The 21,700-nt window shown below is 40.8% G+C and carries 21 protein-coding genes and 1 other annotated feature (1 of these 22 cut by a window edge); of the genes, 20 read left to right on the top strand and 1 reads right to left on the bottom strand.

Annotated features, from left to right (window positions below; translation table 11 throughout):
* Positions 1-7 (top strand) — a binding site (T-box leader); it begins 226 nt to the left of the window's first position.
* Between the two features lie 59 nt (positions 8-66).
* The 5 genes from LMU01S_RS00740 to LMU01S_RS00720 all read left to right on the top strand — a co-directional run bounded on the left by LMU01S_RS00740 (position 67) and on the right by LMU01S_RS00720 (position 4,677).
* Complete coding sequence (locus LMU01S_RS00740; protein WP_035448939.1) at positions 67-714, top strand: amino acid ABC transporter permease; 648 nt, start codon at positions 67-69, stop codon at positions 712-714.
* A 12-nt stretch (positions 715-726) separates the two neighbouring features.
* Positions 727-1,365 carry an amino acid ABC transporter ATP-binding protein gene (locus tag LMU01S_RS00735; RefSeq protein WP_056959354.1) on the top strand — a complete coding sequence of 213 codons (639 nt, stop codon included), beginning with the start codon at positions 727-729 and terminating at the stop codon, positions 1,363-1,365.
* A 14-nt stretch (positions 1,366-1,379) separates the two neighbouring features.
* A complete protein-coding gene (locus LMU01S_RS00730; RefSeq protein WP_056959355.1) occupies positions 1,380-2,198 on the top strand; it encodes an amino acid ABC transporter substrate-binding protein in 819 nt (272 codons plus the stop codon).
* Positions 2,199-2,266: 68 nt separating this feature from the next.
* Complete coding sequence (gene cls / locus LMU01S_RS00725) at positions 2,267-3,730, top strand: cardiolipin synthase (protein ID WP_056959356.1); 1,464 nt, start codon at positions 2,267-2,269, stop codon at positions 3,728-3,730.
* Between the two features lie 17 nt (positions 3,731-3,747).
* Positions 3,748-4,677 (top strand): alpha/beta hydrolase, encoded by a 930-nt coding sequence (locus tag LMU01S_RS00720; RefSeq protein ID WP_056959357.1) that lies wholly within the window; start codon positions 3,748-3,750, stop codon positions 4,675-4,677.
* A 51-nt stretch (positions 4,678-4,728) separates the two neighbouring features.
* Here the strand turns inward: LMU01S_RS00720 and LMU01S_RS10210 are convergent, their stop codons facing one another.
* Positions 4,729-4,845, bottom strand: coding sequence for a DUF4044 domain-containing protein (locus LMU01S_RS10210; RefSeq protein ID WP_035448942.1), 117 nt, complete (start codon positions 4,843-4,845; stop codon positions 4,729-4,731).
* A gap of 197 nt (positions 4,846-5,042) precedes the next feature.
* On the opposite strand from LMU01S_RS10210, the gene LMU01S_RS00715 reads away from it, so the two are divergent.
* From LMU01S_RS00715 to ileS, 15 genes are all read left to right on the top strand, one after another.
* Positions 5,043-5,420 (top strand): DUF3397 family protein, encoded by a 378-nt coding sequence (locus LMU01S_RS00715; protein ID WP_004048992.1) that lies wholly within the window; start codon positions 5,043-5,045, stop codon positions 5,418-5,420.
* A 207-nt stretch (positions 5,421-5,627) separates the two neighbouring features.
* The gene (gene rsmH / locus LMU01S_RS00710; protein WP_056959358.1) at positions 5,628-6,575 is read left to right on the top strand and encodes a 16S rRNA (cytosine(1402)-N(4))-methyltransferase RsmH; all 948 of its coding nucleotides are present in this window, start codon (positions 5,628-5,630) and stop codon (positions 6,573-6,575) included.
* Between the two features lie 13 nt (positions 6,576-6,588).
* The gene (ftsL, locus tag LMU01S_RS00705) at positions 6,589-6,957 is read left to right on the top strand and encodes a cell division protein FtsL (protein ID WP_056959359.1); all 369 of its coding nucleotides are present in this window, start codon (positions 6,589-6,591) and stop codon (positions 6,955-6,957) included.
* Complete coding sequence (locus LMU01S_RS00700; RefSeq protein WP_056959360.1) at positions 6,954-9,101, top strand: penicillin-binding transpeptidase domain-containing protein; 2,148 nt, start codon at positions 6,954-6,956, stop codon at positions 9,099-9,101. The genes ftsL and LMU01S_RS00700 overlap by 4 nt, the downstream gene beginning before the upstream one ends.
* 33 nt (positions 9,102-9,134) lie before the next feature.
* A complete protein-coding gene (gene mraY, locus LMU01S_RS00695; protein WP_056959361.1) occupies positions 9,135-10,097 on the top strand; it encodes a phospho-N-acetylmuramoyl-pentapeptide-transferase in 963 nt (320 codons plus the stop codon).
* A 21-nt stretch (positions 10,098-10,118) separates the two neighbouring features.
* Entirely contained in the window at positions 10,119-11,489 is a 1,371-nt protein-coding gene (gene murD, locus LMU01S_RS00690) for a UDP-N-acetylmuramoyl-L-alanine--D-glutamate ligase (protein ID WP_056959362.1), read from the top strand.
* 1 nt (position 11,490) lies between these two features.
* Positions 11,491-12,585 (top strand): undecaprenyldiphospho-muramoylpentapeptide beta-N-acetylglucosaminyltransferase, encoded by a 1,095-nt coding sequence (gene murG / locus LMU01S_RS00685; protein ID WP_056959363.1) that lies wholly within the window; start codon positions 11,491-11,493, stop codon positions 12,583-12,585.
* Between the two features lie 160 nt (positions 12,586-12,745).
* The gene (locus LMU01S_RS00680; protein ID WP_225354573.1) at positions 12,746-13,447 is read left to right on the top strand and encodes a cell division protein FtsQ/DivIB; all 702 of its coding nucleotides are present in this window, start codon (positions 12,746-12,748) and stop codon (positions 13,445-13,447) included.
* 152 nt (positions 13,448-13,599) lie between these two features.
* A complete protein-coding gene (gene ftsA / locus LMU01S_RS00675) occupies positions 13,600-14,946 on the top strand; it encodes a cell division protein FtsA (protein ID WP_056959365.1) in 1,347 nt (448 codons plus the stop codon).
* Positions 14,947-14,972: 26 nt separating this feature from the next.
* Positions 14,973-16,229: a cell division protein FtsZ gene (ftsZ, locus tag LMU01S_RS00670; RefSeq protein WP_056959366.1), complete on the top strand. Its 1,257-nt coding sequence runs from the start codon at positions 14,973-14,975 to the stop codon at positions 16,227-16,229.
* A gap of 17 nt (positions 16,230-16,246) precedes the next feature.
* Entirely contained in the window at positions 16,247-16,684 is a 438-nt protein-coding gene (locus tag LMU01S_RS00665; RefSeq protein ID WP_056959367.1) for a cell division protein SepF, read from the top strand.
* Between the two features lie 10 nt (positions 16,685-16,694).
* Entirely contained in the window at positions 16,695-16,949 is a 255-nt protein-coding gene (locus tag LMU01S_RS00660) for a YggT family protein (RefSeq protein ID WP_103050405.1), read from the top strand.
* 17 nt (positions 16,950-16,966) lie between these two features.
* Positions 16,967-17,749: a YlmH family RNA-binding protein gene (locus LMU01S_RS00655; RefSeq protein WP_056959368.1), complete on the top strand. Its 783-nt coding sequence runs from the start codon at positions 16,967-16,969 to the stop codon at positions 17,747-17,749.
* Between the two features lie 24 nt (positions 17,750-17,773).
* Positions 17,774-18,520 (top strand): DivIVA domain-containing protein, encoded by a 747-nt coding sequence (locus LMU01S_RS00650; protein WP_056959369.1) that lies wholly within the window; start codon positions 17,774-17,776, stop codon positions 18,518-18,520.
* 313 nt (positions 18,521-18,833) lie between these two features.
* Complete coding sequence (ileS, locus tag LMU01S_RS00645) at positions 18,834-21,629, top strand: isoleucine--tRNA ligase (protein ID WP_056959371.1); 2,796 nt, start codon at positions 18,834-18,836, stop codon at positions 21,627-21,629.
* Positions 21,630-21,700 lie beyond the last annotated feature (71 nt).

Raw genomic sequence — 21,700 nt, 5'->3', positions numbered from 1 at the left:
CCTCTTGGATTATTCCAAGAGGGCGTTTTACTTTTACCAGTAAGTTAAAAAATGGAGGAATTTGGGATGGATTATATCATGGAAGTCATGCCCTCGTTGATTTCAGGGATGGGAGTGACCTTATCAGTATTTTTTTGGACCTTAGTTGGCTCGTTGCCTTTGGGGTTGATCGTTTCCTTGGGGATGATGTCACGGTTTAAGATACTTCAAAAAATATTAGGTATCTATGTATGGCTGATGCGGGGAACACCGCTGTTATTGCAATTGATCTTTGTTTTTTATGGACTCCCTCTGTTAGGAACAGGGATCGTATTACCGCGTTATGAAGCTGCGTTAGTGGCCTTTATTTTGAACTATACAGCCTATTTTGCTGAGATATTTCGGGGGGGCCTACAATCGATCGATAAAGGGCAATATGAAAGTGCTAAAGTTTTACGTTTGAGTTACTGGCAAACGATCCGCAAAGTCGTAGCTCCACAAGTGATCAAGATCGTGATCCCTTCCATTGGTAATGAAGTGATCAACCTAGTCAAAGACTCAAGTTTAGTTTACGTGATCGGTCTAGGTGATCTCTTGCGGGCCGGTAATGTTGCGACAAGTCGTGATGTGACTTTAGTACCATTATTATTGGTGGGAGCGATGTATTTGATGATGACGGCCTTTTTCACTTATGTTTTGAAAAAGATCGAACAGCACTATAGTTATTGGAAATAAGGAGTGATCAACATGTTAGAACTAAAGGAAGTAACTAAAAAATTTGGCGATAGGACGATTTTAGATCATGTTGATCTAACTGTAGAAGATGGCAAGATCTTATGTATCGTAGGCCAATCCGGTGGTGGTAAGACCACACTTTTACGCTGCATCAGCGGGCTGGAACAAATCGATAGTGGGCAGATCTTGGTGGATGGGATCGCCTTTGATCCATATGTCAATAGCACTAATGATGCGGTGGTCGGTGTTGTCTTCCAAGAATATAATCTCTTTCCACATTTGACCGTGTTACAAAATGTGATGTTAGCCCCAATGATGGTCTTAAAAAAAGACAAGAAAAAAGTGCAAACAGAAGCCCAAGAACTTTTGCAAAAGTTAGCACTTGGAGATAAGGGGGATCTTTACCCTTGGCAATTGTCTGGCGGACAAAAACAGCGGGTCGCGATCGCACGCGCTTTAGCGATGAAGCCACGGATCTTATGCTATGATGAACCCACTTCAGCTTTAGATCCGGGTTTGCGAGACACTGTCAAAGAGATCATTTTGGATCTGAAAAAAGACAAAATGACGCAGATCATCGTCACACACGATATTGATTTTGCTGAAGAGATCGCTGATGATATTTTACGTGTAAAACCACTGGCTAATTAAAGGAATTGAGATAGATGAAACGATATTTAAAATTACTAGCGCTTGGTTTAGGTCTAAGTCTCTTATTAGTCGTTTCGGGCTGTAATGATGTCAAAAAAAGAGCAGATACGGTCGATACTTGGCAACAGATCAAGCAAAAAAAGCGGGTCGTGATCGGACTAGATGATAGTTTTGTACCGATGGGCTTTCGTCAAAAAGATGGCAAGCTCGTTGGATATGATATCGATCTAGCTAAGGAAGTCTTTAAATTATATGGGATCACGCCTGATTTTCAGACGATCGATTGGTCAATGAAAGAAACTGAATTGCGTAACCAAACGATCGATCTGATCTGGAATGGTTATACGAAGACGGATGAACGAGCTAAAAATGTGGCTTTCAGTCAGCCATATCTAAAGAACGAACAATATTTAGTAAGTAAAAAAAGCCAACAGATCATAAATGATAGTGCCATGAAAGGAAAGATCTTAGGTTTACAAAGTGGATCTTCAGGCTATCAAGCCTACTTGGATGAACCAAAAGTTTTAAAACAATATGTAAAAGAAACGATCCAATATGATACATTCAACAATGCTTTCATGGATCTAGATGCTGATCGGATCCAAGGCCTATTGATCGATAGTGTTTATGCCAACTACTATATCGCGCACAAAAAAGATCCAGCTAGTTATCGGAAAGAAAATGCTGGGTTTGCGTCTGAATCTTTTGTAGTCGGGTTACGCAAAGGGGATAAGACCCTTCAAAAGAAAATCAATGAAGCGTTTAAAGTTTTAAAGGAAAATGGAACGTTAGAGCGTTTAGATCGTAAATGGTTCGGTGAAAATGCCAACTGACCCTGACAGGCTTAAATCTAAGGTGTATACTAGGTTAATGATCATATAATGAGAGGTAGAATTTAATAATGAACACATTAGTTAGTGTGCTGATAGTGATATTACTATTGAACGTTATTACAGCGATCATCACAGTTTTTAAAGAAGAACGTGATATTACAGCAACTTGGGCTTGGTTATTGGTGCTCAATTTATTGCCAGTGATCGGTTTTGGGATCTATCTACTAGTTGGTAAAAAGATCTCCAAAGAAAAGATGTTTGACCTAAAGATGCAAGAACGGCTTGGGATCGCTCAGCTCGTTGAATTGCAAAAAGAACAATGGCAAGATGAAGAACTCTTACCAAAAGGATTGCGTACGCCAGAAGTACGCCAAACGGTCCGCTTGTTGCTTGAAACTGATCAAGCGATCTTGACCAAAAATAATAAAGTCGATATTTACGATGATGGTCATGATAAGTTTGCTAAACTACTAGCCGATATTGATGCTGCAAAGCATCACGTTCACTTAGAATATTATTCCTTTTTCAGTGACCGGATCGGTAATAAGATCTTAGCCAGTCTTGAAGCAGCAGCCAAGCGTGGTGTTAAAGTCCGCGTGATCTATGATAGCATGGGCTCGCGGGGGCAAAAACGGCATTTCTTTGATGAATTGGAAAAGCTTGGTGGCGAGGCTGAGCCATTCTTTGCTTATAAGAAAGCTTGGATCCATAGTCCACGGATCAATTATCGTGAGCACCGTAAATTAGCGATCATTGATGGTAAGATCGGCTATATCGGTGGCTTTAACATTGGTGATCAATATCTCAGTCGTTCTAAGAAATTTGGTCATTGGCGCGATACGCATCTCCGCGTTGTCGGTAATGCTGTTATTGCCATGCAATCACGCTTTTTGATGGATTGGAACGCAACGATCAAGAATATTCGCGGTAAAGAACCAGTTAAATATGATGAAAGTTTGTTCCCATTGCAACGACAAAAGGGAAATGTTGGGCTACAGGTCATTTCTTCAGGACCGGATAGTGAAGTTGAAGCGATCAAGAAGGGTTATCTTAAATTGATCAGCGGGGCAAACGACTACATTTACATTCAAACGCCGTATTTGATACCAGACGATTCGGTGTTAGAAGCGTTAGTCGTAGCTGCATTATCTGGGATCAAAGTCAAGATCATGATCCCTTGTATGCCAGATCATGCTTTTGTTTACCGAGCAACTGAATATTATGCTAAAGTTTTGGTCGACAGCGGTGTCGAAGTTTACACCTATGATGATGGTTTCTTACATGCTAAGACATTTGTCGTCGATTCACAGATAACTTCAGTTGGTTCAGCTAACCTTGACTTTAGAAGTTTTAAATTAAACTTTGAAGCAAACGCTTTTGGATATGATCGTAATTTGGCGCTTAAACTAAAGGAACTTTTTGAAGCTGATCTAGCTAAGTGTACAAAATTAACACCAGAATATTTTGAAAGTCAGTCACGTTGGCGTAAATTTAAACAATACTTTTCAAGATTGTTGTCACCGATCTTGTAGGTCAAAAGGAAAGAAAGATGAAAAAACACAGGAAAAAGATCATTATTGGGATAATTGGACTATTATTGTTGATCTATGTAGGAGTAAATGGTTATCTTGTTAATTATGCTTTTGTGCGTGATTCAGCCAGTCTGGGGGCACCAGCACCTAAAAAAGCTGAACTTTTGAAGAAAGATCAAGCCTGGTTGGCCCAGACTAAGCAACAAACTTGGACAGAAAAGTCAGCTGATGGTAAGTTGACGTTAAAGGCGCGCTATGTACCTGCTAAAAAAGTGACAAATGAGACGATCGTGATCGCTCATGGTTATCGTGAAAATAGCTTGCTGATGGCAAGTTACATTCGGATGTTTCATGATCTAGGCTACAATGTCTTAGCGCCTGATGATCGCGGAGCAGGTAGAAGTGAGGGCCGCTATATCACTTTTGGTTGGCAAGATCGGCTAGATTATCAAAATTGGCTCAAGCAGCTCATTGCTAAAAAGGGACAAGATTCTAAGATCGGTCTGTTTGGAGTGAGCATGGGTGGTGCCACTGTTATGATGATGAGTGGTGAAAAACTACCTAAACAAGTCAAAGTCATCGTTGAAGATTGTGGTTATTCATCGATCAACGAAGAATTAGGGACTCAATTGAGTGCGCAATTTGGTCTACCTAAAGAACCGATCTTGACGACAGCTAGTTGGATGGCCCATCCATTTATCGGATTTAATTTCAAAAATGGAAGTGCAACTGAGCAACTAAAACAAAATAAATTGCCGACCTTATTTATTCACGGAAGTAAAGATCGTTTTGTTCCAACGGAAATGGTGTATGAAAATTATCAAGCTAGTGCTGGTAAAAAGAAATTATGGGTCGTAAAAGGTGCAGCCCATGGAATGTCTTATTATCAAGATCCAACGGTATATACTGATAAGATTGGAACTTTTGTCGCTAAATATATGAACTAAAAAAGAACAGCCCGATTTTTGGGGCTGTTCTTTTTTAGTTCATCATTACTTTTAGAAGAAAGCACTAAGTGAGCCGAGGATCACACTACCCAGTGTGAAGATCAACATAAGCCAAACGACGACCATGGTGATCTTTTGAAATGTTGTGCGTTTCTTTTTTTCTCTCACGGTACTCGACACCTTTCCGATTTTTACTATACTATACCTTTAAAGGTTAGTTGCTGTCAAATATCACAGTACAAGTGAGCTATCATTTTCTTTTGCTGAAGCGTTAAGATTTCTTTGTTTTTGATGGGTCTATAATTGATTTGTAGCAAAAATGCTTGGTATAATAGGAGTAATATTTTTAATTGAGGATGGTAGTGATGTTTACAGCGATCGCAACGTGGTATATCATGCCAATTGTCATTTTGATCATTTGGATGGCATTGACATTTTTAAAGAAGAATTTCGCTAAATATTGGCCTAAACGCCTAAGGATCATTGATATCATGATGCTTGTATTATTACTAGGGATCCACGGGCTTTCGGTCACTTTAACGGGGCTTTCGTTATTACCGTTTTTAGCATTTGCGGCTAGTGCTTTTGGGCTAGTTTTGACAGTGTATTTAGTGTATACCGAAGATGACTTTCGGGTCCGCCGTTTTTTTGTGATCTACTGGCGGACTTTAGATATTTTTATCGTGGGGATGTACATTATTTTATTGTTGATCGAGATCGCAAGCTTTTTAGGTATTATGTGAGTTTAAATGCAAACAAGCTAATATTTAGTACATATCTAAAACGTTTTATAAAAATCGCGAATTTGTTAGTGATTATTGTGGTTCAAAGTGTGGAACTATGGTAATATCTAATTGTATAACATATATTTAGTACATATTTTGGTGATCGTTTTTAAATCACAGTTATACATTGGGATCAAGAAAGATGAAAGCTGTAGGAATTAGAAAATGACGGAATTTAATCATGTGACTGTATTATTAGAGGAAGCAGTTGAACAACTCAATATCAAACCAGACGGCGTATACGTCGATTGTACTTTAGGTGGTGGAGGTCACACCAGTTTAATTTTGTCAAAGCTTTCAGATAAGGGCAAATTGTTTTCGTTTGACCAAGATCAAACCGCGATCGATTATAATACCAAGCGTTTACAAAATGAGTTAGCTAGCAAAAAGTTGACCTTTATCAAAAGTAACTTTCGTGATCTAAAGGAACGTTTAGCAGAGCAACAGATCGCTAAAGTTGACGGGATCTTATATGACCTAGGTGTTTCTTCCCCCCAATTTGATGTAGGTGAACGTGGCTTTAGTTACCAACACGATGCAACCCTAGATATGCGGATGGATCAAAGTCAAGCTTTGACTGCTAAAACGGTGATCAATGATTGGTCTTACCAAGAACTAGTTCGGATCTTCATGCGCTATGGTGAAGAAAAATTTGCTAAATCGATCGCTCGACGGATCGAATCCGCTAGACAACAAGCACCGATCGAAACCACCGGTCAATTAGTTGAACTGATCAAAGCAGGGATCCCGGCTAAAGCCCGACGCAAGGGGGGGCATCCCGCTAAGAAAGTTTTCCAAGCGGTCCGTATAGCTGTCAATGATGAGCTAGGTGCCTTGGAAGAATCTTTAGATCAAGCGTTTGAAGTGCTTGATGTTGGTGGGCGGATCAGTGTGATCACGTTTCAGTCGTTAGAAGATCGTTTAGTTAAAACGATGTTCAAAGAAAAAGCGAGTTTACCTGAACTTCCCGCTGGATTACCCGTTATTCCGGCTGAACTTGAACCAGAATTTAAATTGGTAACACGCAAGCCGATCTTACCGTCTGCAGCGGAACTTGAAGCTAATCATCGGGCGCACTCGGCTAAATTAAGAGCAATTGAAAAATTAAAGTAAAGGATGTGAGACTTTGGCACAAGCAGCAAGAAAACTTGAAACACCTCAAGTAACACAGACAAAAACTACGCTAGATCAGCAACCACAAAATACAACTGGGCAATTGCGAAAAATGTATTTTAAGCAAGAACGCAATGCAGCGATCGCTTTAGGTGTGTTATTAGTGGTCATGTCATGTTTGGTGATCTGGTCGAATACAGCTGTGACCAAGACCCAAGCAACGATCCAAGATATCAATCAAAAAGTCTCAACTTTGCAGACTTCAAATGCTAACATGAAAGAGGAGATCAGTGAACTGTCTAGCCGGACACGTTTGATGGAGATCGCCAAGGATGTTGGTTTACAAATGAATGATAAAAACATAAGGAATGTTACCAAATGAGTACTAAAAAACGGCAGATAAATGTAAAACAAGACCCGCGAAATCGCAGTTATTTTGGAAGAGCGTTATTTTTCATCGTCATCATCGTCTTTCTTACATTTATTGGTCGTTTTTTTTATGTGGGTTTGACACACACGGCTCACGGAAAAAATCTGACCAAATTAGCACAGGCGATGTATGCCGAACAAACTGAGATCAAAGCAAAACGTGGGACGATCTATGATGTACAAAATCAACCGATAGCAGAAGATACGACGACTTATTCGATCTATATCATCTTGTCTAAATCGGCGAAGACTCTTGAAGGTAAACCAGATTATTTGCAAGATTCACAAAAGGCTAAAGCTGCTAAGGTCTTGAGTCAAAATCTAGGGATGAATTACGATGATCTACTTAAGCTCTTTGATGCTGACGATGGTCTCTATCAAGTTGAGCTTGGGAGTAAAGGTAAGCATATTTCAATGGAGACTAAAAAGAAGATCGAGGCCGCTAAGATCAGTGGGATCAAATTTACGCCTGCTCAAGCCCGGTTATATCCTAATGGAGTTTTTGCGTCCCACTTAGTTGGGCTAGCGGAAAATGAACAGTCTCACTTAGTTGGGGTCATGGGCTTAGAAAAAGTTTTTGAAAAGCAATTAAAAGGTGTCAACGGAGTCAATAAGCTCGCCATTGATTCACGCGGGACGACTTTACCTAATTCTAAATCGCAAAGTAAGCCCGCTAAAGATGGTGACAATGTTTATACCACTTTAGATACCCGGACCCAGACTTATTTAGAGACTTTGATGAATAAAGCTCAAGAAACTTATAAGCCCAAATCGATGACAGCCGTTTTGATGAATGCTAAGACTGGCGAGATCATTGCGGCGAGTCAACGTCCGACATTTAACCCTCAGACAGGAGAAGGGCTAAATGATATGTGGCGCAATATCTTGTTAGAAGACACCTATGAACCTGGTTCGATCATGAAGATCTTGACGATGGCAGCAGCGATCAATAGTGGAAATTATAATGCTAACGCCACTTTTAAGTCAGGGTCTTATCAGATCGACAATCAACGGATCAATGATTGGAATACGACTGGTTGGGGGGAGATTACCTATCGTGAAGGTTTCATTCGTTCCTCAAACGTTGGGATGGCTAAGCTAGAACAAACAATGGGAGAAAAGACTTGGCTAAATTACATCAAAAAATTTGGTCTTTTGAAGTCAACGAATGCTGGCTTAGGTAATGAAGCAGCAGGTAGTATCGAATATAAATATCCGATCGAACAAGCTAACACTGCTTTTGGTCAAGGGATAAATGTGACTGTCTTCCAAATGCTACAAGCAATGTCGGCTGTGGCTAATAATGGTAAGATGGTCAAACCTTATCTAGTAAGTAAAGTTGTTGACCCAAATAATGGCAAGATAGTCTTTTCGCAATCACCAACTGTGACCGGAAAACCGATCAGAAGCTCAACTGCTAAAGAAGTCCGTGAAATGATGCAAGATGTTGTAACTGACAAAGACGGGACTGGGACGGCTTACAAGATCGATGGCTATGATGTTGGAGTCAAGACTGGGACGGCTCAGATCGCTAACGAAAATGGAACGGGTTATTTAAGTGGTGAGACTAATTATCTTTTCTCTGTTGCTGGGATGGCACCGATAAATGATCCTAAGTACATTTTATACATCACGATGAAACAACCTAAGACCTTTGCTGATCAGGGTGAAACAGGAATGTTAGCTTCTATTTTTGATCCTTTGATGAAACGAGTCTTGGATGAGGCAAACGACTCAAATGATGAAAAGGTACAGACTAGTGTCCCAGATGTGAAGGAGATGTCACCTAAAGAAGCTAGTGAAGAAGTGACTCAAAGCGATTTAGTACCAGCAGTGGTCGGCGAAGGTAAAAAGGTCATTGAGCAATCACAGCCTGCAGGTACGAGTATGTTGACAGGTGAGCGTGTGATCTTAGTCACAAATGGAACACTGACGATGCCAGATATCACTGGATGGTCGCGACTTGATGTGATGAAATTATCCGAGCTGACAGGCATTGACTTAGACGTCCAGGGGAATGGCTACGTTACTAAGCAAAGCGTTGCACCTGGTGAGAAGCTAAGTAAGCAAACAAAATTGACAGTTGAGTTAAAATAAAATAGATAGAAAAAAAGAGGAAGGAAAAATAACATGACTATTTTTCAAATGTTGATCCCGGTGATCAGCAGTTTAGTATTGACTGCTTTATTTACACCGATGTTTATCAACTATGCACACAAAAAAAAGCAAGGACAAATGATCCGCGAAGAAGGCCCAAGTTGGCACCAGGTAAAAGCGGGTACACCAACGATGGGGGGCTTTGTCTTTAATTTAGCGATCATCGTTACGGGGCTTTGGGTCCCCTTAGGTTTGCACATGCTAAGTCCTAAGATCTTGGTCTTAGACTTTATTTTATTGTTATATGGCTTTTTGGGGTTTTTTGACGATTCCGTTAAGCTATGGAAAAAACAAAATGAGGGCTTAAAGCCTTGGCAAAAATTATTGGGGCAAATAATCGGGGGCTTGATCTTTTTAGCCGTCTATCACCATGAAAAATTGCCTTTTGCGCTTTCATTTTTTGGACACGAGATCACTTTAGGCTTTATCTATGTATTATTTGTGCTCTTTTGGTTGGTCGGTTTTTCAAATGCGGTCAATTTGACCGATGGGATCGATGGCTTAGTATCAGGTCAAGCGATCATTGCCTTTGGTGCTTATGCGATCATCGCTTATCACCAAGCACAATACGATGTTTTGATCTTCTGTTTATCCGTGATCGGAGCTTTGATAGCCTTTTTAGGGTTTAATCATAAACCGGCTAAGATCTTCATGGGTGATACCGGTTCATTAGCTCTAGGGGGAGCTTTAGCAGCCGTTTCGATCATCTTGCATCAAGAGTTGTCATTGTTGGTGATCGGGATCATCTTTGTATTAGAGACGCTTAGTGTGATCTTACAAGTTGCAAGCTTTAAGTTGACCGGCAAACGGATCTTCAAGATGAGTCCGATCCACCATCATTTTGAAGAATGTGGCTGGAGTGAATGGCGTATCGATCTAACTTTTTGGGCAATTGGCCTAGTAGCTGCGATCATTGCAGTTATGACGATAATTTAATATCAAAGGAAGTCATTAGACATGAAAAATGTGACAGATTATAAGGATAAAAACGTATTAGTCGTTGGTTTAGGGAAAAGTGGGCTCAATAGTGCCTACCTGTTAAAAGAACTCGGAGCCAATGTGACGGTAAATGATAAGAATATTCCAACCGATAAGCAAGTCTTATCTGAGCTGGAAAATGCTGGTATCAAAGTAGTTGTTGGCTCACATCCGCTTGCTTTGTTGGATGAAGCGGAATTGATCGTCAAAAATCCTGGGATCCCCTACACGAATCCTTTGATCGCTGAGGCCCAAAACAGAGGCTTTTTGATCATCACCGAACCTGAATTAGCGTATGAGATCGCTGATGCTGATCTAGTAGGCGTTACTGGGACAAATGGTAAGACGACAACGACGACTTTGATCTCCTTGATGTTAAATCATCTAAAGAATAAAAATAAGGCCTATGTTTGTGGTAATATCGGGATCTCAGCCGTTGAAACAGCCAAAAAAGCAACTGTTGACGATATCTTAGTCATGGAACTCTCCAGTTTCCAACTACTAGGGATCACTAAACTCCATCCTAAGATCGCAGTCTTGACTAATATTTACGAAGCACATACTGATTATCACGGTTCACGTGAAAATTATGTCAAAGCTAAGATGCGCTTATTGAAAAATCAAACAGAAACTGATTACTTTGTAGTCAATTTTGACCAAGCTGAATGGCGTGAGCTTAGCCAACAAGCTAAAGCTAAGGTCGTACCATTTTCACGGACAGCTTTTACTAAAGAAGGCGCCTACGAAGAAAATGGGATCTTATATTTCAAAGATGAAGCGATCATGCCTGCTGATGAGATCAAAGTTCCCGGAACACACAACATTGAGAATGCTTTAGCGGCGATCGCAGTGGCCAAACTCATGGGAGTAGCAACAGCTGATATCGTTGAAGTATTGCAGACTTTTTCGGGAGTCAAACATCGAACGCAATATGTGACAACGTTTAATGAGCGCAAGTTTTATAATGACTCTAAGGCAACCAATATCGAAGCAACTGAAAAAGCACTTGCTGGTTTCAAAACACCAGTTGTCTTGTTAGCTGGTGGGCTAGACCGTGGTTTTACTTTTGAGCGTTTAGTACCATATCTAAAAGAACATGTCAGTGCTTTGGTCGTTTTTGGTGAGACCAAAGAATTATTGAAAGAAGCTGGAAAACAGGCTGGCTTAGACCAGATCGTCGAGGCCAAAGATGCGATCGACGCCGTGCCTAAAGCTTATGCTCTTAGTCGACCAGGTGATACGATCTTATTGTCACCAGCATGTGCAAGTTGGGATCAATGGAAGACATTTGAAGAACGCGGCGATAAATTTATCGAAGCAGTAGAAAATTTAGAAAAAAAGGATGAATAGTATGCGACTATTAGTATCTGGTGGCGGAACGGGTGGTCATATCTACCCAGCGCTAGCACTGATCGAAGCTATCAAACAACAACGACCTGACACAGAGGTTTTATATGTTGGGACAACTAAAGGATTAGAGAGTAAGATCGTTCCAAATGCCGGGATCCCTTTTAAAACGATCGAGATCCAAGGCTTTAAACGTTCACTTTCTCCTGAAAATTTTAAGACAGTATATCTCTTTTTAAAGAGTGTGCATGACTCTAAAAAGATCATCAAGGAATTCAAACCAGATGTTGTGATCGGAACTGGTGGCTATGTTTGTGGAGCAGTAGTGTATGCGGCTGCCAAAATGAAGGTCAAAACGATCATTCACGAGCAAAATAGTGTTGCTGGTGTAACGAATAAGTTTTTGAGTCACTATGTTGATAAGGTTGGGATCTGTTTTGATGATGTGAGAGCTGATTTTCCCACTAAAAAAGTTGTCTTTACCGGTAATCCGCGGGCACAACAAGTAGCAACGATGAAGCCAACAGGGCGCTTAGCTACAGAATACCAGCTTGATCCAAATAAAAAGACGATCTTGATCTTTGGTGGTTCACGTGGGGCTTTAGGAATCAATAATGCTAGCTTGGAAGCAATAGAATATTTCAAAGATCAGCCATATCAAGTATTATTTGTGACGGGACGTGTTCACTATGATAAGATCATGGAAGATAGCCGTGTTAAGGACTTGCCAAAAAATGTAGTGATCAAGCCTTATATTGCGGATATGCCGTCGATCTTACCCGAGATCGCTGCGATCGTGGGTCGTGCTGGGGCAACTAGTTTGGCTGAGATCACTGCGCTAGGGATCCCAACGATCTTGATCCCTAGCCCATATGTCACACATGATCATCAAACTAAAAATGCCCAAAGTTTAGTAAATAAAGGGGCAGCTTTAATGATCAAGGAAAGTGAACTTAACGGTAAGGTCTTATTTGAAAATATCCAAGCGATGATGGCTGATCCTAAAAAACAAGCACAAATGGCAGCTAATGCTAAAAAAGCAGGTGTACCGGATGCAGCTGATCGTTTGATCAAGGTGATGAAAGATTTACTAGATTAGTAGTTAGTGAGAGGGGCTGAAGAGGATCAGATTTTGGAAGAAAAAGAAGCCAGTTGTCCCTAATCAGAAACTTCAACCATGGCTCGAAAAACAAGCAAAACGCGGTCGGGATAAGCCAAAACCACCAGCTAAAGATCTGTTCAATGGCAAATTGATCCGATTGACTGAACAGCGCAAAAAAGCATTGCGTCAACAAGCGTTATTTCCGCTAGTCTTTTTTTCGATAATGACATTATTGACGCTTTGTTTGATCTTACCGATCAGTCGCGTTAGATCAGTGACAGTCGATTCAAATGATAAGCAGTTACGCGTGGCAGTCATCAAAGCCAGTGGACTTCATTATTATGAATCTCTGTTCAATGTGTGGTTCAATGCTAGCAAGATCGAAAATAAGATCCAGAGCAAAGTAGGCTTAGTTGAGCAGGCGACATTGCGCTATGTAGATGTTAATAATATAGTGATCGACGTAAAAGAAGATCCCCAAGTAGGCTATATTTATCGGAATAATAAGTATTATAAGATCGGAACGACTGGACGACCTTTGAGTGAAGGAACTCCTATAGTAAAGGGTAGTTATCCCGTGTTTTATAATTTTAAAGATAAAGCCAAGTTGAAATTAGCAGTCACAAAAATGCAAGAATTGCCTACCGAATTGAAAAAGTCCGTTTCAGAGATCCACTATGATCCATCTAAAGTAAATCCAGATCGGATCAAGCTTTACATGAATGATGGCAATGAGGTCATTGCCGATCTTTCAACGCTGACAAAGAAGATGGAATATTACCCTCAGATCGCGACAAAAATGGAGCAAAAAGGCATCGTTGACCTTGAAGTTGGGGCATTTTCATACCCAAAAAATTAAGAATTAGAAATAACTAAAATGTTGTGAACTAAATTTTTTATTTTGAGGGGTTGACAAGTAGCCAATTACTATATTTTTGTGTTAAAATTAACCTATTGAATTTAGATAATAAACAATGAGAACATTATTAAAATCATAAGGGAGGCAAATCGATGGGAAACTCTAGTATCTATGTTGGCATAGACATCGGTACGACTTCGATTAAAGTCATAATAGCTGAGTATCTCAAAGACCAGATCAACATAATCGGTTACGGTAATACACGTTCTGCCGGTCTCAATCGTGGGGTGATCGTTGATATTGACCAAGTTGTTAAGGCGATAAAAGAAGCTGTGAAGCAAGCCGAAGAAAAGGCAAATATTCAAATTTCTGAGGTGAGTGTTGGTGTTCCAGCTAATATGCTCCAAATAGAGCGTTGTAAAGGGATGATCGCCATCGGTAACGAAGACGGTAACTCTAAAGAGATCAGTGATATTGATGTTCGGCGTGTGACCGAAGCTGCTTTGGTCCAAAATTTACCACCTGAACGCGATGTGATCGATATTGTTACAGATGAGTTTATCGTTGATGGCTTTGATGGGATCAAAGACCCACGAGGAATGGTCGGCGTCAGATTAGAGATGCAAGGAGTAATGTACACAGGTCCTAAGACGATTTTACATAATACTCGTAAATGTATCGAACGGGCAGGGTTAAAGGTCAAAGATATGATCGTAGCCCCACTTGCATTATCTCAAGTTGCATTGACTGATGGCGAAAAGGACTTTGGAGCGATCTTGATCGATCTTGGTGGTGGTCAAACAACGGCTGCTGTGGTCCACGATCATCAATTGAAGTATACTTATGTTGATCAAGAGGGTGGCGATTATGTGACCCGTGATATTTCGATCGTCTTGAATACTTCGATCGAGAATGCTGAGATCTTAAAACGAAATTATGGCTATGCCGATGAAACATTAGCTTCAAGTGAAGATACTTTCCCAGTAACTGTTGTGGGGCAACAAGAGCCAGAGATGATCACTGAAGAATATTTAGCTCAGATCATTGAAGCTCGTTTACAGCAGATCTTTGGTAAACTAAAAGCTGATCTAGATCGGATCAATGCTTTACAGCTACCGGGAGGGATCGTCTTGACTGGTGGCTTAGCTGCCTTGCCAGGTGTCAAAGAATTGGCCCAAAAAGTCTTTGGGGTCAATGTTAAAGTTTTTATTCCTCAAGAGATGAATTTACGATTTCCATCTTTTGCACAGGTCATTGGGATCGTAGAATACGTCACGCAAGAAAATGAGATCGATCAGATCGTCAGACGAACGCTCGACGGTCAAGAATTCATCAGTAAACCAAAAGTAAACCAGATCGATGATGATGAACAACAAGATGTCGAGACTGATTTTGATCCAGTAGCTGATGGGTATGATACACCTAGGGATAAAAATAAAGAAGATAAACCTAAGAGAATGGATCGATTCAAGGCGATATTTGACAAATTCTTTGATTAAAAGATTAGGAGATGGAGGAATATAGAATGGAATTTGCATTAGACGCAGATCAAATGGAACATGGTGCCACAATTAAAGTTATTGGTGTTGGTGGCGCTGGTGGTAATGCGGTCAACCGTATGATCGCCGATGATGTTAAAGGGGTAGAATTTATCGTTGCGAACACAGATGTGCAGGCATTGAAAAATTCTAACGCAGAAACAAAGATCCAATTAGGACCTAAATTGACTCGGGGATTGGGGGCAGGTGCTAACCCTGAGATCGGAAGTAAGGCTGCTCAAGAAAGTGAAGAAGCCTTAGCGGAAGCCTTGAGCGGGGCCGATATGATCTTTGTCACGGCTGGTATGGGCGGTGGCACTGGTACTGGTGCTGCGCCTATCATTGCTAAGATCGCTAAAGAGCAAGGTGCTTTGACGGTCGGGGTCGTGACGCGTCCATTTAGTTTTGAAGGTCCAAAGCGAGCTCGTTTTGCTGCTGAAGGTGTGGCAAAGATGAAAGAGCATGTTGATACTTTAGTTATCATTGCTAACAACCGCTTGCTTGAGATAGTTGATAAGAAAACCCCGATGTTGCAAGCTTTCCAAGAAGCTGATAACGTGCTACGTCAAGGTGTGCAAGGGATCTCTGATCTGATCACTTCACCAGGGTACGTGAACTTGGACTTTGCTGACGTTAAGACAGTGATGCAAAATCAAGGGTCTGCTTTGATGGGGATCGGTTCTGCTAACGGCGAAAACCGGACCGAAGAAGCAACTAAGAAAGCTATCTCTTCACCATTGCTCGAAGTTTCGATCGACGGTGCAGAACAAGTCTTGTTAAACATTACTGGTGGCCCAGATCTAAGCTTATTTGAAGCTCAAGCTGCTTCAGATATCGTTTCCCAAGCAGCTACAAGTGATGTCAATATCATCTTTGGGACTTCGATCAACGAATCTTTGGAAGATAACGTAGTCGTGACCGTGATCGCAACTGGGATCGATAAAAAGAAAAAAGAAAATAGCGCATCTAAAGTTGTACCACCACGAACGTTCAATACACCAACGCCAAGTGCACCAGAAAACAACGCGGCCACACGACCAGCACAAAATAATGATCCATTAGGTGATTGGGATCTTTCCCGTGAGATCAACGGTACAAGAAAAGCAGCTCAACAACGTGAGACTGAATTTCAAAATGTTGAGAAGAAGGATTTTAACGTCTTTGGTTCCAATTCTTCAGCTGAACAAAGTAGTGACGAAGACGATTTAAATAATCCACCATTCTTTACTCGGCGCCGTCATTAAGACAAGGAGGCTGAAAAATGTCATTTTCAAGCAAACTCAGTAGTTTCTTCAGCGTAGATGATGATTTTGAAAATTACGAAGAAGAGCCACGTGAGGAAAGTTATCCAGAATCTAAGGCTACCACTGAAAGTCGAGATGAGAGAAACGTAATGGCTTTGCACAATGAACGTCGGCCACTTGAAAAGAAGATCATGCTGTTTGAACCTCGGATCTTTTCTGATGTTAAAGCGATCGCTAGCAAGCTTTTAGCAGGGCAAGCAGCTGTCGTTAATTTTCAAAGGATCGATGATGAGCAAGCACATCGCGTAGTTGATTTTCTTTCAGGCGTAGTTTTTGCAGTCGATGGTGAGATCCAACGCATCGGTGAACAGATCTTTTTATGTACTCCGCATGATTTTGAAGTTGAGGGCAACTTGACTGATACGATGCGTAATGGTGATTATAAGTACAATTAAGGAGAATAATTTGGGAATATTAAGTCTTATCAGTAGTTTATTTAGTTTGTACTCTTTTTTGATCATCGCCTATTGTTTGTTATCTTGGTTTCCAGGAGCTTATCAAACGCAATTAGGCCAATTATTGATCAAAGTGTGCCAACCATATTTACGGTTATTTGATTTTATTCCACCGATCGCTGGGATCAGCTTTGCTCCGGTGGTCGCATTGATCGTGTTACAGTTTGTTGAAAAAGGGGTCTTTATGTTGTTTTATCTCTTTTAGTGAAATGGGGGAGTATGGTGAATAGTGAGGTCTATCAACATTTTCGCGCAGAAGAAAAGCCACTGATCGATTCATTGAACGATTATATCAACCAGGCGCAAAATGAATATCGCCCGATCTTGACACACTTTTTAGATCCTAGACAACAGCATATTGCCCAGTTCTTATTACAGGCTGATGATATGATCAAAGTCAAAGCTGAGGGCGGTTTTGCTCAAGCAGAACGAAAACGACTCTTATTTTATCCTGGCTATTATGAACCACAGACAAAGGATTTTGAGTTGCAACTGCTAGAGATAAATTATCCAACTAAATTTGTGTCGTTGACCCACGGACAAATTTTAGGGACTTTGGCAAATAGTGGGTTAGAGCGCGAAGTTTTAGGCGATATTATCACAGATTCACAGCGTTGGCAGATCATTGTCCAAAAAAATATCAGTGATTATCTGCTACAACAAGTCAAACGGATCGGTAAGATCAATGTCAACTTGGAAGAAAAAAACTTGGCTGAGCGCCTTGTTCCTAATAATGATTGGGAACTTGAAACTGTCTTTACCAGTTCGCTTCGGGTCGATACGATGATCGCAACAGTCTATAATATATCGCGTAACCGTGTCAAGGAATTGATCAATGCCAAGAAAGTCCAGCTAAATTGGATGGTGTTGACCAAACCGGATACAGAATTGGGCGCTTTAGATATTGTTTCGGTCCGTGGTTTTGGCCGGATCAAGTTGAGCGCTGTATTAGGCAAATCAAAGCGAGGTAAGTTACGCTGTGAAGTTGCTGTAATTAGAAAATGATTTAAAAATTTGGAGGTGTTGGGGATGTCATTGACCCCTTTGGATATTCATAATAAAGAGTTTCATACCAAGTTACGTGGTTATGATCAAGATGAAGTCAACGATTTCTTAGATCAGATCATCAAAGACTATGAATTAGTCTTAAAAGAAAATGCACATTTAACTGAGAGCTTGAAACAAAGCCAAGAAAAATTGAAGTATTTCAATGATTTGAAAGATTCTTTGAATCAATCGATCATCGTTGCTCAAGAAGCTGCTGATAAAGTCAAAGCTAATTCGCAACGTGAAGCTGAGATCATCAATCGTGAAGCTCAAAAGCAAGGACAAGATATTATTGACCAAGCAAATGAAAAAGCACGTCATATTATCGATGAAGCTTCCAAGAAATCAAAACGTTTGGCTTTGGAGACCGACGATCTGCGCAAGCAAGCCCGTATCTTCCGCCAAAAGCTTCAAGTTATGCTGGAATCCCAGCTTGAAGTTGTTAAAGGTAGTGAATGGGACGATATTTTGCAACAAGGTGAAACAACGAGCTATGAAGCGATCCAAGAAGCAATTCGTCACGATGATACCCTTGACAAATCCAATGCAAAAGAAGTAAAATCATTCTCAAATGATACAGACGCAGAAAATGAAGTTTATGTTGCTGACAACACACCTGTGAGTGAACCAGTTGAAGAAGCAAAAGAGACTGAAACAGTAGTTATCTTCCCTGATTCTAACGATAATACTAGTTCACAACGCTTTGCTGATGACAGCAACAACGACTAGGCGTCTAGCTTAACAGATATAGTGCTAAGATTATAAGAGAACACGGACCTCTTTTTATGATGTCAGCGAGCCGGAAAAATGGTGCAAGGACCGGCCATCCTCTGAATTTAGGTTTATCACCTCTTTTTTATCGAACTGAAATCAAGTAGGTTTGGTCGGTTGATCGCGTTATATGATCAAAGAGTGGAATTTATTTAAATTCTTAAATTGGGTGGTACCGCGAGATCTCGTCCCTTTGTGGGCGAGATCTTTTTGTTTTATCAAAAAGAAAGGATAGCTGTGTCTTACCACCTGAGCACAGTGGGTAAAGAGTATGCGAATCAAAGATACTTTGAACTTAGGGAAAACCAAATTCCCAATGCGCGGCAATTTGCCTGTTCGTGAATTAGAACGTCAAAACGAATGGGAAGAAAATAAGGTTTACGAAAAGCGCCAAAAATTAAATGAAGGTAAGCCAACTTTTGTCTTACATGATGGACCTCCATATGCCAATGGTAACATCCACATGGGACATGCGATGAACAAGATCTCAAAAGATATTATTGTCCGTGCTAAGTCAATGATGGGCTTTAGAGCACCATATGTGCCTGGTTGGGATACACACGGGTTACCGATCGAACAACAGCTCAAAAAAGCTGGGGTCGACCGTAAAGCTTTATCTGTAGCTGATTTTCGTGAAAAATGTCGTGAATATGCTTTAGAACAAGTTGATAAGCAACGGACCGACTTCAAACGTTTAGGGGTCGCAGGCGAATGGGATGACCCATATGTGACTTTAGATCCTGAATATGAAGCTCAACAAATTCGTGTCTTTGGTAAGATGGCTGAAGAAGGACTTATTTACAAAGGTAAGCGTCCAGTTTACTGGTCTTGGTCATCAGAATCTGCTTTAGCTGAAGCCGAAGTTGAATACCATGACGTGACTTCACCCTCTGCTTTCTATGCAGAACGAGTTCTTGATGGTAAAGGTGTCTTAGATGAAGATACATACATGATCGTATGGACAACGACACCATGGACGATCCCAGCTTCAGAAGGGATCACGATCGATGCTTCTTTTGATTATGCAGTGGTCCAACCAGCTGGCGAAGACCGTAAATTCGTGATGGCAGCTGATCTGATCCAAAAGAATGCTGAATTATTCGGTTGGGAAGATGTTAAGACTTTGAAGGTCGTTAAGGGTCGAGAACTTGAATACATCACAGCGCAACATCCATTCTACGAAGATCGTGAATTATTAGTCATGTTAGGTGACTTTGTAACGACTGAATCTGGTACAGGTTTAGTCCACACGGCTCCTGGCTATGGTGATGATGACTACAAGATGGGGATGAAGTATGGTTTAGAGATCTTTGCTCCTATTAATGATACTGGTCATTTAACAGCTGAATGTGGTCCTGAATTCGATGGTGTCTTCTATGAAGATGCTAATGAAGTTGCTTTGAACAAATTACGTGAAGCTAACTTGCTCTTAAAGGAAATGGATTATGAACATAGCTATCCATTTGACTGGCGGACTAAAAAGCCGATCATCTTCCGGGCGACACCACAATGGTTTGCTTCAGTCGATAAGATCAGAGATAACATTTTGAATGCGATCAATGAAGTTAAGTTCTTACCTGAATGGGGTCAAAAACGTCTCTACAATATGATCCGCGACCGTGGTGACTGGGTCATCTCACGCCAACGTGTTTGGGGCGTTCCCCTTCCGATCTTCTACGCTGAAGACGGAACAGCGATCATGGAAAAAGAAACGATCGAGCATGTGGCTAAATTAGTCGAAAAACACGGATCAAATATCTGGTTCAAATTAGATGCTAAAGATCTATTGCCAGAAGGCTATACTAACGAACATTCACCAAATGGTAAGTTCACTAAAGAAACTGACATCATGGATGTGTGGTTTGACTCGGGCTCTTCCCACCAAGGTGTTTGTGCTCAACGTGATTACTTGACCTATCCAGCCGATCTTTACTTGGAAGGCTCTGACCAATATCGTGGCTGGTTCAACTCGAGTTTGATCACAAGTGTGGCGGTCTCGGGGCATGCTCCATACAAGCAGATCTTGTCGCAAGGTTTCACCCTTGATGCTGAAGGACGCAAGATGAGTAAGTCATTAGGCAACACGATCGTTCCTGAAGAAGTTATCAAGCAGATGGGCGCTGAGATCATCCGTCTTTGGGTCTTAAGTGTTGATACTTCAGCTGACGTTCGTGTCTCAATGGAAAGTTTTGCTCAAATTTCTGAAAGTTACCGTAAATTCAGAAATACGATGCGTTTCTTATTGGCTAACACAACAGATTTCGATCCAGCTAAAGATACTGTACCATTTGATGAACTCGAAGCGATCGATCAATACATGTTGATCTTAGCCAATAAATTTACCAAGGAGATCTTGGATGACTACGCTAACTACAACTTCATGGACATTTACAAGAAAGTCATCAATTTTGTAACGACAGAATTATCTGCTTTCTACTTGGCAGTAGCTAAAGATGTTGTTTATATCGAAGCTAAGGATGCTAAGAAGCGTCGTTCAATGCAAACTGTTTTATATGAAACGGTTGTTCGTTTGGCTAAATTGATGACACCAGTAATGCCACATACGACTGAAGAAGTTTGGAACTTTGTCAAAGAACCTGAAGAATATGTGCAATTAGCTGAAATGCCTGCAGTTGAACATTTCGATAGTGAAGCACAGATCATGGAAAACTGGACTCGTTTCATGAAACTTCGGTCCCATGTTTTGAAGAGTTTAGAAGAAGCCCGCAATCAAAAATTGATCGGTAAATCTTTTGAAGCTCATGTAACACTTTATGTTTCTGAAGGTGTAAAACAAGAATTGGCTAACTTAGGTGCTGACGTTCGTGAAGCCTTGATCGTATCCCAATTAGATATCGCTGATCTAGCTGATGCTCCAGCTGATGCGGATGATTATGGTGAAGTTAAGATCAAAGTTGAACATGCTACGGGTGAAACTTGCCCACGTTGCCGTCGGATCACGCCTGATGTTGGTACTGATGAACGTTTCAAGGAATTATGTGCTAGCTGTGCTAAGATCGTAGCTGATAATTTCCCCGAAGCTGTTACTGAAGGCTTAGAAAAATAATATTTCTTAACAAGCTGTGTTTTTGCTATGGCAAGAGCATGGCTTGTTGATGTTTAGCTAGATCGTATTTT

The organism is Ligilactobacillus murinus DSM 20452 = NBRC 14221 (assembly GCF_001591685.1).
GTDB lineage: Bacteria > Bacillota > Bacilli > Lactobacillales > Lactobacillaceae > Ligilactobacillus > Ligilactobacillus murinus.
Note: the sequence above shows the minus strand (reverse complement) of the source record. Positions and strands in the feature narration are given on the sequence as shown.